The 11740-nt window shown below is 69.5% G+C and carries 13 protein-coding genes and 1 pseudogene; 6 read left to right on the top strand and 8 right to left on the bottom strand.

Features of this window, described 5'->3' with window-relative positions; translation table 11 throughout:
- Positions 1-257 precede the first annotated feature (257 nt).
- From thrC to IEX50_RS07595, 3 genes are read left to right on the top strand one after another with little or no spacing between them, the layout of a single operon-like run.
- A complete protein-coding gene (gene thrC, locus IEX50_RS07605; protein WP_157174927.1) occupies positions 258-1658 on the top strand; it encodes a threonine synthase in 1401 nt (466 codons plus the stop codon).
- On the top strand, positions 1655-2899 hold the full coding sequence (locus IEX50_RS07600) for a M16 family metallopeptidase (RefSeq protein WP_157174928.1): 1245 nt from the start codon (positions 1655-1657) through the stop codon (positions 2897-2899). Before thrC ends, IEX50_RS07600 begins: the two co-directional genes overlap by 4 nt.
- Positions 2896-3765 (top strand): class I SAM-dependent methyltransferase, encoded by an 870-nt coding sequence (locus IEX50_RS07595; protein WP_157174929.1) that lies wholly within the window; start codon positions 2896-2898, stop codon positions 3763-3765. Before IEX50_RS07600 ends, IEX50_RS07595 begins: the two co-directional genes overlap by 4 nt.
- 157 nt (positions 3766-3922) lie before the next feature.
- On the opposite strand, the gene IEX50_RS07590 is transcribed toward IEX50_RS07595, so the two are convergent.
- The 3 genes and pseudogenes from IEX50_RS07590 to IEX50_RS07580 form a co-directional block, all read right to left on the bottom strand.
- Entirely contained in the window at positions 3923-4579 is a 657-nt protein-coding gene (locus IEX50_RS07590) for a heme exporter protein CcmB (RefSeq protein WP_506344879.1), read from the bottom strand.
- 150 nt (positions 4580-4729) lie between these two features.
- A pseudogene (ccmA, locus tag IEX50_RS07585) lies at positions 4730-5299 on the bottom strand (heme ABC exporter ATP-binding protein CcmA); the annotation flags it as partial.
- Entirely contained in the window at positions 5296-5700 is a 405-nt protein-coding gene (locus IEX50_RS07580) for a metallopeptidase family protein (RefSeq protein WP_157174930.1), read from the bottom strand. The gene IEX50_RS07580 and the pseudogene ccmA, both read right to left, overlap by 4 nt.
- Before the next feature lie 54 nt (positions 5701-5754).
- Between IEX50_RS07580 and IEX50_RS07575 the strand changes: the two genes are divergently transcribed.
- The 3 genes from IEX50_RS07575 to IEX50_RS07565 are packed head-to-tail and all read left to right on the top strand — an operon-like array spanning position 5755 to position 8369.
- Positions 5755-6045 (top strand): 4a-hydroxytetrahydrobiopterin dehydratase, encoded by a 291-nt coding sequence (locus IEX50_RS07575; protein WP_157174931.1) that lies wholly within the window; start codon positions 5755-5757, stop codon positions 6043-6045.
- Positions 6046-6063: 18 nt separating this feature from the next.
- Positions 6064-6831, top strand: a complete 768-nt coding sequence (locus tag IEX50_RS07570; protein ID WP_157174932.1) for an ATP-binding cassette domain-containing protein — start codon at positions 6064-6066, stop codon at positions 6829-6831.
- Positions 6828-8369: an ABC transporter permease/substrate-binding protein gene (locus IEX50_RS07565; RefSeq protein ID WP_157174933.1), complete on the top strand. Its 1542-nt coding sequence runs from the start codon at positions 6828-6830 to the stop codon at positions 8367-8369. Before IEX50_RS07570 ends, IEX50_RS07565 begins: the two co-directional genes overlap by 4 nt.
- Here IEX50_RS07565 and IEX50_RS07560 read toward each other — a convergent pair.
- From IEX50_RS07560 to IEX50_RS07540, 5 genes are all read right to left on the bottom strand, one after another.
- Positions 8327-8518 carry a PspC domain-containing protein gene (locus IEX50_RS07560; RefSeq protein WP_157174934.1) on the bottom strand — a complete coding sequence of 64 codons (192 nt, stop codon included), beginning with the start codon at positions 8516-8518 and terminating at the stop codon, positions 8327-8329. The genes IEX50_RS07565 and IEX50_RS07560 overlap by 43 nt on opposite strands.
- Before the next feature lie 148 nt (positions 8519-8666).
- On the bottom strand, positions 8667-8804 hold the full coding sequence (locus tag IEX50_RS07555) for a hypothetical protein (protein ID WP_157174935.1): 138 nt from the start codon (positions 8802-8804) through the stop codon (positions 8667-8669).
- Positions 8805-9086: 282 nt separating this feature from the next.
- Complete coding sequence (locus IEX50_RS07550) at positions 9087-9884, bottom strand: SDR family NAD(P)-dependent oxidoreductase (protein WP_157174936.1); 798 nt, start codon at positions 9882-9884, stop codon at positions 9087-9089.
- Entirely contained in the window at positions 9881-10657 is a 777-nt protein-coding gene (locus tag IEX50_RS07545; protein ID WP_157174937.1) for an SDR family NAD(P)-dependent oxidoreductase, read from the bottom strand. Before IEX50_RS07545 ends, IEX50_RS07550 begins: the two co-directional genes overlap by 4 nt.
- Positions 10658-10689: 32 nt before the next feature.
- Entirely contained in the window at positions 10690-11706 is a 1017-nt protein-coding gene (locus IEX50_RS07540) for a phosphotransferase family protein (protein ID WP_157174938.1), read from the bottom strand.
- Positions 11707-11740: the final 34 nt, after the last annotated feature.

Raw genomic sequence — 11740 nt, 5'->3', positions numbered from 1 at the left:
AGAATTGGACTTTGACTGAGGGGGTTCGATCCCGGGATGCCGTCGCCGTCTCGGCTGCGCTCGACGGGTCCCTCGACTGCGCTCCGGATGGACGGTTTATTGGAAATTGTCCGGGTTCGGCGTCACTCGGTCGATGAGGTCAGCAAAATGTCGAACCCATCCGTCGAACGGAATGGGCTTTTTGTTTGGGACCGCGGTTTAACGCTTGTCCCCGCTATGGTTGCCCCCTGCCACGCGCGGGGCTAAGCCGCGCGGTCATGCAATATGTCAGCACGCGCGGGACCGCGCCCATCCTTGGCTTCGAGGCCGTGACCCTGGCGGGGCTTGCCGCCGATGGCGGGTTGTACGTGCCGGAGACGTGGCCGACGTTCGATCACGACCAGATCGCGGCGTTGCGCGGTAAATCCTATGCCGAGACTGCGGCGATCGTGATGGCGCCGTTCGTGGGCGACGCGTTGTCGCGCGAGGACCTGCACGCGCTGTGCGTCGCGGCCTATGGCCGGTTCGAGCATGATGCGGTGACGCCGCTGGTGCAGCTCGATGCGCAGCATTGGCTGCTCGAGCTGTTCCACGGGCCGACGCTGGCGTTCAAGGACGTGGCGTTGCAGCTGCTGGGGCTGCTGTTCGAGCGGTTCCTGTTGGGGCGGGACAGCCACCTGACGGTGATCGGCGCGACGTCGGGCGACACCGGGTCCGCCGCGATCGATGCGCTGGCGGGGCGCGCGAAGGTCGATATCTTCATGCTGCACCCGGAAGGGCGCGTGTCGAAGGTGCAGCGCCGGCAGATGACGACGGTGCTGGCGGACAATGTCCACAACATCGCGATCGACGGCAGTTTCGACGATGCGCAGGCGCTGGTGAAGGCGATGTTCGCCGATCGACCGTTTGCAGAGCGGTTCGAGCTGTCCGCGGTCAATTCGATCAACTGGGCGCGGCTGATGGCGCAGATCGTCTATTATTTCTACGCCGCGGTGCGGCTGGGCGGCCCGGAGCGGCCGGTGGCGTTTTCGGTGCCGACGGGCAATTTCGGCGACGTGTTCGCGGGATATTGCGCCGCGCGGATGGGGTTGCCGATCGCCAAGCTGATCGTCGCGACCAACGTCAACGACATCCTGCACCGCGCGCTGTCGGCCGGGGACTATTCCGCGGGCACGGTGACCGCGACGGCCGCACCGTCGATGGATATTCAGGTGAGTTCCAATTTCGAGCGGCTGCTGTTCGACCTGCACGGGCGCGATGCGGGGGCGCTGTGCGCGGCGATGGGCGGGTTCGACCGTGACAAGCGGATGGCGCTGACCCCGGCGATGCAGGCCGAGGCGGGCAATATCTTCGTCAGCGCGCGGGTCGATGCCGCCGCGATGACCGACGCGATGCAGCATGCGGCGACGCGGATGGGGCAGGTGATCGATCCGCATACCGCGATCGGGCTGGCCGCGGCGCGCGCCATCGGGTTGCCGGCCGACGTGCCGGTGGTGACGCTGGCAACCGCGCATCCCGCCAAGTTCGGCGATGCGGTGGAGCAGGCGATCGGGCGGCGACCCGAGCTGCCTGCGCGGATCGCCGGGCTGTTCGACATGCCGGAGCGCTCCGTTTCGCTGCCCGCGACGCTGGCGGCGGTCGAGGGGCATGTCGCGGCGCATGCGAGGCCGCGCGCATGACGACGGCGCGGGTGCACCGGCTGGCCAATGGCCTCACCATCGCGGTCGAGCCGATGGACGGGGTCGAGACGCTGGCGGTGGGCGTCTATGCCGATGTCGGGTCGCGGTCCGAGGCGGCGGGGCAGGGCGGGCTGGCCCATCTGGTCGAGCATATGGTGTTCAAGGGTGCGGGCGGGCGCGATGCGCGCGCGATCGCCGAGGATATCGAGGATGTCGGCGGGAGTCTGAACGCGTGGACCGCGCGTGACCACACCGTCTATCACGCGCGGCTGTTGAGCGGTGATCTGGCGCTGGGCGTCGACATGATCGCGGATCTGGTGCGTGCGCCGCGGTTCGACCCGGACGAGCTGGAGCGCGAGAAAAAGGTCGTGCTGTCCGAACTGGGCGAGGCGAACGATACGCCCGATGACATCGTGTTCGATCACCTGCAATCGGCCTGCTATCCGGGGCAGGCGATCGGCGTGCCGGTGCTGGGCGACGAGCGCACGCTGGCGACGCTGACCGCGAGCGACCTGCGCCGCTGGACTGAGGTGCAGTACCGGCCGGGCAGTCTGGTGCTGGCGGCGGCGGGCAAGGTGGACGAGGACGCGCTGCTGGCGCTGGCCGAGGCGCGGTTCGGCGACATGGCGGCGGGAACCGCGCCGGCGGCGGTGGGCGCGACGTTCGGTGGGGGCACGCATCACGACCGGCGCAAGTTCGACCAGATCCATCTTGCGGCGGCGTGGGCCGGGGTCGGGCATGAGGACCCGGACGTGCACGCGCTGTCGCTGTTCTCGTCTGCGGCGGGCGGGGGCATGTCGTCGCGGTTGTTCCAGCAGCTGCGCGAGGAGCGGGGGCTGGCGTACAGCATCTATAGCTGGACGCAGACCTATGCCGAGACGGGGTTGTTCGGGCTATATTGCGCGGCGGAGCGCCCGCGCGCGGCGGAGGCGCTGGCCTTGGCGCGCGTCGTGCTGGCGCAGACTGCGGATGATCTGAGCGAGGCGGAACTGGCGCGGGCGAAGGCGCAGGCGAAGGCCGGCTGGCTGATGGGGCTGGAGTCGGTCGCGGCGCGGTGTGACCGGCTGGCGCGCGACCTGCAGGTGCATGGCCGGATCGTGCCGGTGGCCGAGACGGTCGCGGCGATCGATGCGGTGACGGTGGCCCACGCACGCGCGGCGGGTGCAAAGGCGATTGGCGGTGCCGAGGCGCTGGCGACGGTGGGCGGTACGTTGACCGGTTCGGGGAAGGCAGCGGCATGAGCGATCTGACGACCATCATCGCGGAGCCGTGGGACGACTATGCGCTGGTCGATTCGGGGCATGGCCGGAAGCTGGAGCGTTATGGCCGGTTCCGGTTCATCCGGCCCGAACCGCAGGCGATGTGGGCGCCCGCGACGACCGCGTGGGAGGCGGACGGCGACTTCATCGGTGCATCGGACGAGGATGGCGGCGGGCGCTGGCACCTGTCGCGCGATGTGCCGCGCGGGGGCTGGCACATCCGCTGGGACGATCTGCGCTTCACCGCTCAGAACACGCCGTTCCGCCATCTCGGGTTCTTCCCGGACATGGCGCCGGTGTGGTCGTGGATGCGCGAACGGGTGGGCGAGCGGTCCGAGGTGCTGAACCTGTTCGGCTATACCGGGATCGGATCGCTGGCGTTGGCGTCGAAGGGCGTGTCGGTGACGCATGTCGATGCATCGAAGAAGTCGGTCGAGGCGGGGAAGGCGAACGCGTTCCTGTCCGACCTGGGCGATCGGCCGATCCGCTGGATGGTGGACGATGCGGTGAAGTTCGCCGCGCGCGAGGTGCGGCGGGGCAAGCGGTATGACGGCATCCTGCTCGACCCGCCGAAGTTCGGGCGTGGACCGGATGGCGAGGTCTGGCGGCTGGAGGAGCATCTGCCGGGGCTGATCATGCATTGCCGCAATCTGCTCGATGCAGATTCTAAGTTCCTGGTGCTGACGGTCTACGCGATCCGGATGTCGGCGCTGGCGATCGCAGAGCTGCTGCGGCAGGCGACGGCGGATCTGGGCGGGCGTGTGGAGTGCGGTGAGATGGCAGTGCGTGAGGAAGCGCGCGGGTTGTTGCTGCCGACGGCCATTTTTGCGCGGTGGGTGAAGGATTGAGGTTGGTCTGAGGCCTTCTGACTTCGCTCGCGCCCCCTGACCCCGTTTGGTTCGAGCCTGTCGAGAACTTTGCGCAGGGTTCTCGACAGGCTCGAACCAAACGGGGTTGGCGTTGGGGTCTGGGGATCGCTCCGCGGTGCGCTTTTTTGCGGGCCCGTCAGTCCTTCCCCGCCCTAAGCGCGGCACCGCCGGCGAAGGGGGTGATTGCGATCAGGAGCAGGCTGGTCGCGGCGAGGAGCTTGAGTGCGCCGCCTCCGGTGTCGCCGAGCGCGCCGGCGCCGAAGATCAGCAGTGGGATCGCGAGCGGGAGCATGACGAGGCCGGCGAGTGCGCTTGCGCCGCGCAGGCCCGCGGTGAGGGCTGCGGTCAGCAGGCCGAGTGCGGCAAGGCCGGGGGTGCCGAGCAGGAGGCCAGCCTCGATCCGGGTGACGCTGATGGCGTCCAGTTTGAGGAGCGCGGCGGCGGGCAGGACCGCGATCATCAGCGGCGGCGCGAAGCCAAGCCAGTGGGCGAGCAGCTTCGACGCAACGGCAAGTTCGGCGCTGATCCCGCGGACGGCATATTGATCGAGCACGCCTGCGGCGCGGTCGGGTTCGATCAGGCGATCGACGGGGAGCAGGGCCGCGAGCAGCCCCGCCATCCAGAGCGCGCCGCCGCCGGTGCGGGCGAGCAGCGTGCCGTCCGGACCGATGGCGAAGGGGAAGAGGGTGGCGACGAGGAGGAAGAAGAGGATGGGGAGGAGGGCTGCACCGCCTGTGTAGTGTTGGGTAATGTCGCGGAGGAGTAGGGGGGATTTGCTTCCTCTGGTTGAGATCCGCTCGCGATGTTGGGGTGCGGCCAAGCTCCCTCCCCCCACCGGGGGGAGGGTTGGGGTGGGGGGTGTTTCTGGGTGGAACGGTCGGGTCGTTGCGTCCAGTGACGCCCCCCACCCAACCCTCTCCCCGAAGGGGAGAGGGCTTTCTTGCAGCATTAACCGTTGAGCGTCTTGCAGGCCGAGGGGTTGGTGGGAGGCTGCGATTATGATGCCGCCTTTTGCTCTATGCAGTGCCATCGCTTCGGCTAGGGCGGTCAGGCCGTTCGTGTCGAGACCGTTGGCGGGTTCGTCCAGCAACCAGATGCCGGCGCCGCTGGCTAGCGTGCGGGCGAGGACGGCGCGTTTGCGTTGGCCGGTGGAGAGCATGCGGACCGGGACGGTGGCGAGGTGGGGGATCGCCATCGCTGCCATTGCGGGGGCGACTTGGTCGCGGGTGCCGTCGAGCTTCGCCCAGAAGTCGAGGGCGCGCGACAGGGGCAGGCGCGGGTCGAGCGCGTCGCCGTCGGTGGTGGCGAGGGCGAGGCCTCCGGTGTGGGTGACGGTGCCGGAGAGTGGGGTCAGCAGGCCGGCGATGATGCTCAGCAGCGTGGACTTGCCCGCACCGTTCAGGCCGGTGACGAGCAGCGCGTCGCCGGGGGCGAGGGTGAGGTCGATCCCTTCGAACAGCAGCCGGTCGCCGCGCCAGGCGGCGATGCCGTGGAGCCGCAAAGACGTCGTCATCCGGCGGCGGCTTCCAGCGCGTGCATGTCGGCATCTGACAGGCCGAAATGATGGCCGACCTCGTGGACCAGCACATGGGTGACGAGCGCTTCGAGGGTGACGCCGGTCTCGCACCATTCGTCGAGCAGCGGGCGGCGGAAGAGGTGGATCATGTCGGGGAGCGCCGCGGTGTCGGTGACCGATTTTTCGCCGACGGGGCGGCCGGTGTAGAGTCCGGTCAGGTCGAACGGATCTTCGATCTCGAGCGCGTCGAGCACCTCCTCGTCGGCGAATTCCTCGACACGCAGCGCGATGTCGCCGAGGTGCGCGCGGAACGCCTCCGGCAGCGCGGCCAGCGCGCGGCGGGCGATCGCCTCGATGTCGTCGGCGGTCGGGGCGAGGCCGGTGATTGATTTATCCATGGCCGCGACCCTATCGTCGCGGTGACGACGATACCAGCCGGGGAGCCTTGCCGCATGATCGAACCTTTGTCCGAAGCCGAGCGGATCGACGCGCTCGACGGCCTGCCCGACTGGGACCATGACGACGGGCGCGACGCGATCACGCGGCGGTTCGTGTTCGCGGATTTCAGCGAGGCCTTCGGTTTCATGACGCGCGTCGCGTTGCTGGCGGAGAAGGCGGATCATCATCCTGAATGGTCCAACGTGTGGAACCGGGTGGACGTGACGCTGACCACGCATGATGCCGGCGGACTATCGGTCCGCGATGTCGCGATGGCGCAGGCGATCGATGCGGTGGTGGGGTGATGTGCCTTTAGGCAGGGGATGGATGTGACGACGACGACGGCGATCGCGTTTGAAGGGGTGACCAAGCGCTACGGCGACGCGACCGTCGTCGATGCGGTGACGCTCGACATTGCCGAGGGCAGTTTCGTGGCGCTGGTCGGAACCTCGGGGTCGGGCAAGTCGACGTTGCTGAAGATGGTGAACCGGCTGGTGGAGCCGGACGCGGGCGCTGTACGGGTCGCGGGGGCGGCGGTCGCGGGCGGGGATGCGCCGGCGCTGCGGCGGTCGATCGGGTATGTGTTCCAGAATGTTGGGTTGTTCCCGCATCTGTCGGTGGCGGACAATATCGCGATCCGGGCGAGGCTGGGGGAGGGGGTGCCGGATGTCGGGGCGCTTCTGACGCAGGTCGGGTTGGAGCCGGACGTGGCCGGGCGGTCGCCGCGCGCGCTGTCGGGGGGGCAGCAGCAGCGGGTCGGGATCGCGCGGGCGCTCGCCGGGGATGCGAAGATTTTACTGATGGACGAACCGTTCGGAGCGCTCGATCCGGTGACGCGAGAGCGGATCGGGCAGACGGTGCGCGACCTGCACGTCGCGCGCGGGCTGACGACGATCATGGTGACGCACGACATGGGCGAGGCTTTGCTGCTGGCCGACCGTGTGCTGGTGATGGTGGCGGGGCGGATCGTGGCGGATGCGACGCCGGCGGAGATGCTGCGTGCCGAGGATGGGCCTGCCGCTGCGCTGGTGGCGGTGCCGCGCGGGCAGGCGGCGCGGATGCAGGCGCTGGCCGATGGGGGCGCGGCATGATCGCGGCGTTCGGGCAGGTGCCGGGGCTGGCGGCGTCGCATATCCTGTTGGCCGCAGCGGCGCTGGTGTTGGCGCTGGCGATCAGCCTGCCGCTCGGGGTGTTCGCGGCGCGGCGGCCGGTGTTGCGGCAGGCGGCGCTGGGGTTCGCATCGCTGGTGCAGACGGTGCCGGGGCTGGCGTTGCTGGCGTTGTTCTATCCGGTGCTGGTCGGGTTGTCGGCGCTGGTCGGGGGCGGGATTCCGGCGCTGGGGTTCCTGCCGTCGCTGCTCGCACTGACGCTGTATGCGCTGCTGCCGATCCTGCGGAACGTGATCACAGGGCTGGGCGGGATCGACCCGGCGGTGATCGAGGCGGCGGACGGGATCGGCATGACGCCGGCGCAGCGGTTGCGGCTGGTCGAGGCGCCGCTGGCGGCCCCGGTGGCGATGGCGGGGATCCGGACCGCGGCGGTGTGGACGATCGGGGCGGCGACGCTGTCGACGACGGTGGGTTATCCCTCGCTCGGCAATCTGATCTTTGCGGGCTTGCAGACCGAGACGACCGCGCTGGTGCTGGCGGGGTGCGTGGCGAGCGCGGCGCTGGCGCTGGCGGTGGACGGGTTGCTGGCGCTGGTCGAGCGCGGGGTGGCGACCGGGCGGCGCTGGCTGATGGCGGGGCCGGCCTTGCTGTTGCTGGCGGTGGTGGGCGGTGCGGCGGCCTATACCTGGTGGCCGGCGAAGCCCGCGATCGTGATCGGGGCGAAGAATTTTTCGGAGCAGTATATTCTGGCGCGGCTGATCGGCGATCGGCTGCAGCAGGCCGGGTTCGACGTGCGGTACCGCGAGGGGCTGGGCTCCGCGTTGGCGTTGCGCGCGCTGGAGGGCGGCGATGTCGACGTCTATGTCGATTATGCGGGCACGATCTGGACCAATGCGATGCAGCGGACCGACACGCCGGCGGCGCCCGCGATGGCGGCGGGGATCGACGGCTGGCTGCAGGCGCGGCCGGGGCGGGCGCGGGTGATCGGGCCGCTGGGGTTCGAGAATGCCTATGCGCTGGCGATGAAGCCGCGGGCCGGCGTGGCGTCGATCGCTGATCTGGCCAGGGTGGCGCCGGGGTTGCGGCTGGCGGCGGACCTGGAGTTTCTTGATCGGCCGGAATGGCGGACGATCCGCGATGCGTACGGGCTGCGGTTCGCGGATCAGCGCGCGTACAGCCCGACCTTCATGTACCGCGCGCTGTCCGGCGGGCAGGCGGATGTGATCTCTGCCTTTTCCTCCGATGGGCGGATCGCGGCGGACGGGCTGGTGGTACTGGCCGATCCGAAGCGGGCGGTGCCGTCCTACGACGCGCTGCTGCTGGTCGGTGGGGCGCGGGCGGGCGATGCGCGGGTGCGGGCGGCGTTGCAGCCGCTGGTCGGGCGGGTGCCGGTGGCGGCGATGCGGCAGGCGAACTACATGGTCGATCGCGATGCCGACAAGGCGACGCCGGAGGTGGCGGCGCGCTGGCTCGCCGGTCAGTTGGGCCGCACGGGGGCGCAGAAGCCGGCGATCAGGTAGGCGGCGACGCCCCAGCTTCCGGCCCAGGCGAGCGTCAGCAAGACGGCTGCGATCCGGACAAGGAGCGGGTCGAGGCCCGTGCTGTCGGCGATGCCGGCGCAGACGCCCATGATGCGGGCGTGGGACTTGTCGAGGGCGAAGGTCTTCATGGCGGGTCCTTTCGGGGTCAGGCGGTGCGGGTTGTGGCGGTGCCGGGGGCGGGCGCGACGGCCGCCAGGACGCAGGTGGCGGAGAGCAGCAGTGCGGCTGCGGCGGAGAGGGTGCGGATCATCTGGATCGTCCGGTCTGGCGTGCGGGTCAGGCGACAATGACGCTGTGGCGCGTCGGGGCGGCGGTGGTGCCGACCGGGCCGACGGCGGCGATGACGCAGGTGGCGGAGAGGGCTGCTGCGATGGCGGCGGTGGCAATCTTGCGGGCGATGGTGGTGGCGGACATGGCTTGGGTTTCCCTGACTTTGGTGTTGGTCGCTGGCCGGGTGGCTGGCGATGTCAGGGTGTTTGCAATGGGCGTGCCAAGTTAGGTTTTCGCGGGTTTGTCGGGGAATTCTGATGAGCAGCAGGCGCAATGGTTCGATTTCACGCCGAGAGTTGGCATTTTGCGCTGACGGTTAGTGCAAGCGCTGGTGATTTCGCTGTTGTGGCGCTTGTGGTGCTGTTGCCCCCACCCCAACCCCCCCCTGAAGGGGAGGGGGCTTTTCTGTTCGCCGCGTGACCGGCCTCAGATCGCGACCTGGCCGTAATTCTGTTGGGTGAAGGGGTGGCTGCTGGCGAGGCCGCCGTCGACGACGAGGGCGTGGCCGTTGACGTAGGAGGAGGCGTCCGACGCGAGGAAGAGCGCGGCTTGCGCGAGTTCGTCGGGTTCGCCGCCGCGGCGTAAGGGGTTGAGGCGGCCGATGCGGTCGGCCTTGCCGGCGGCGGTGGCCCAGTCGTAGATCATCTGCGTCATGCCGGTCTGGATCAGGCCGGGGCAGATGGCGTTGACGCGGACCTTGCTGCCGACGAGCTGCTGTGCGGCGGTCTGGACCAGGTTGATGACGCCGGCCTTGGATGCGGAATAGGCGACGCCGCCGGCACCCGACCGGAGCCCGGCAACCGATGCGGTGCAGAGGATCGATCCGCAGCCGCGTTTGGCGATGGCGGGGGCCGCGTGCTGGATGGCGAGGAATGGGCCGATCAGGTTGATCCGCAGGATCTCGGCGAAATCCTCCGCGCTTTGGTCGAACAGGCCGGCGAGGCCGCCTGAGATGCCGGCGTTGGCGAACATGATGTCGAGCCCGCCGAAGCGGTCCTCCGCGGCCTGAACGAGGGCGGCGACGTCTTCCGCGCGGCCGGCGTCGCCGACGATGGCGTGCGCGGTGTCGCCGATGGCGCGGGCGGTGTCGTGGACCGTGTCCGACACGTCGGAGATGACGACGTGCGCGCCCTCGGTCGCGAACAGGTGGGCGGTGGCGCGGCCGATGCCGCTGGCGGCACCGGTGACGATCGCGACCTTGCCCGCCAGGCGGCCGCCGGTCACAGGCCGACGCCGATGGTGGAGCCGCCGTCGACGACGATCGTCTGGCCGGTCATGAAGGTGGAGGCGGGGCTGGCGAGGAAGACCGCGGCCCCGGCGATCTCGTGCGGTTCGCCGATGCGCCGCATGGGCGTGGAGCGCGTGACGGCCTTTAACGTGTCCGGATTTTCCCACAGCGCGCGGGCGAAATCTGTGCGGACGAGGCCGGGGGCAATGCAGTTCACCCGCACGCCGGCCGGGCCATATTCGGCGGCCAGGTTGCGCGCGAGCTGGAAGTCGGCGGCCTTCGACACGTTGTAGGCGCCGATGACGGTGGAGGAGGTGAGCCCGCCGATCGACGAGACGATGATGATCGAGCCTTCCTTGCGCGCGACCATGCCGGGGGCGGCCGTCGCGATCAGCCAGTGGTTGGCGAGCACGTTGTTTTCGAAGATCTTGCGGAACTGGTCGTCCTCGATCCCTGCCATCGGGCCGTAATAGGGGTTGGACGCGGCGTTGCAGACCAGCACGTCGATCCGCCCGAACTGCCGCTCGGTTTCGGTGACGAGGTTGCGCAGCGCGTCCTTCGACGACAGCGAGGCGGCGATCGCGATGGCGGTGCCGTCGCCGTGCGCAGCGTTCAGTTCGGCCGCGACGGTGTCGCAGATGTCCTTATTGCGGCTGGAGATGACGACCTTTGCGCCCTGTTCGGCAAGCGCGGTGGCGATCGCCTTGCCGATGCCGCGCGAGGAGCCGGTGACGATGGCGACCTTGTCGGTCAGGTCGAAGAGGGACATGCGGTGCTCCGGATGGGGGTTGTGGTCTCGGGTCATGCGCCGGCCTTTTGCGCGAAGGACCAGGCGGCGTCGGCGAGAGGCACGACGCGGGCGGCGGTTTCGGCGGCTAGCGCGCTGGAGGCGGTGCCGTCGGCGACGCGTTTCTTGATGCCCTGGACGATGCCGGTCAGGCGGAAGAGGTTGTAGGCGAAATACCAGTCGAGGTCGGGCAGGCCGTCGCGGCCGGTGGCGGCGCAGTAGCGTGCGACGGCTTCATCCAGCGTCGGGATGCCGAGGGCGGGGAGGTCTAGCCCGTGGAGGCCCGAGCGCCCTTCTGGTTCGGTGACCCAGTTCATGAGCAGGTAGGAGACGTCGGCGAGAGGATCGCCGAGCGTGGACAGTTCCCAGTCGAGCACGGCGACGACGCGCGGGGCGTCGGGCGCGTAGATGAGGTTGTCGATCCGGTAGTCGCCGTGGACGATCGCGGTGCGGTCCTGGCGCGGGAGCGTGCGCGGGAGCCAGTCGATCAGCCGCTCGACGCTGTCGATCCGGTCGGTTTCGGAGGCGCGGTACTGTTTCGTCCAGCGCGCGACCTGACGTTCGAAATAGTTGCCGGGGCGGCCGTAGTCGCCGAGCCCGACCGCGTCCGGATCGACCGCGTGGAGTGCGGCGAGCGTGTCGATCATCGCATCGTAGGTGGCGCGTCGTTCCGCGGGGGCGAGGTCGGGGAGGCTGCCGTCCCAATAGGTGCGGCCGGCGACGTGGCTCATGACGTAGAAGGTCGCGCCGATGACGCTGTCGTCGGTGCAGAGCGCGTATGGCTTCGCGACGGGGAAGCCGGTGGGCGCGAGGGCGGCGATCAGGCGATGTTCGCGATCGACCGCATGGGCGGAGGGGAGCAGCGGGCCGAAGGGCTTGCGGCGCAGGACATAGTCGCCCGACGCGGCGGCGATGCGGTAGGTGGGGTTGGATTGGCCGCCGGGGAATTTTTCCAGGGTGAAGGGGCCGCGGAAGTTTTCGACGTTGGCTTCGAGCCAGGGGGCGAGGCGGGTGGTGTCGACGTCGGTCATGACGCGGCGCCCCCGTTGGCCTGTTTCGTACCCC

Source organism: Sphingomonas prati (assembly GCF_014643515.1).
Taxonomy (GTDB): Bacteria; Pseudomonadota; Alphaproteobacteria; order Sphingomonadales; family Sphingomonadaceae; genus Sphingomonas_R; species Sphingomonas_R prati.
Note: the sequence above shows the minus strand (reverse complement) of the source record. Positions and strands in the feature narration are given on the sequence as shown.

Coding starts and splice junctions, on each gene's coding strand:
- thrC (WP_157174927.1), top strand. CDS start 258: ATGCAATATGTCAGCACGCGCGGGACCGCGCCCATCCTTGGCTTCGAG.
- IEX50_RS07600 (WP_157174928.1), top strand. CDS start 1,655: ATGACGACGGCGCGGGTGCACCGGCTGGCCAATGGCCTCACCATCGCG.
- IEX50_RS07595 (WP_157174929.1), top strand. CDS start 2,896: ATGAGCGATCTGACGACCATCATCGCGGAGCCGTGGGACGACTATGCG.
- IEX50_RS07580 (WP_157174930.1), bottom strand. CDS start 5,700: ATGGATAAATCAATCACCGGCCTCGCCCCGACCGCCGACGACATCGAG.
- IEX50_RS07575 (WP_157174931.1), top strand. CDS start 5,755: ATGATCGAACCTTTGTCCGAAGCCGAGCGGATCGACGCGCTCGACGGC.
- IEX50_RS07570 (WP_157174932.1), top strand. CDS start 6,064: ATGGATGTGACGACGACGACGGCGATCGCGTTTGAAGGGGTGACCAAG.
- IEX50_RS07565 (WP_157174933.1), top strand. CDS start 6,828: ATGATCGCGGCGTTCGGGCAGGTGCCGGGGCTGGCGGCGTCGCATATC.
- IEX50_RS07560 (WP_157174934.1), bottom strand. CDS start 8,518: ATGAAGACCTTCGCCCTCGACAAGTCCCACGCCCGCATCATGGGCGTC.
- IEX50_RS07555 (WP_157174935.1), bottom strand. CDS start 8,804: ATGTCCGCCACCACCATCGCCCGCAAGATTGCCACCGCCGCCATCGCA.
- IEX50_RS07545 (WP_157174937.1), bottom strand. CDS start 10,657: ATGTCCCTCTTCGACCTGACCGACAAGGTCGCCATCGTCACCGGCTCC.
- IEX50_RS07540 (WP_157174938.1), bottom strand. CDS start 11,706: ATGACCGACGTCGACACCACCCGCCTCGCCCCCTGGCTCGAAGCCAAC.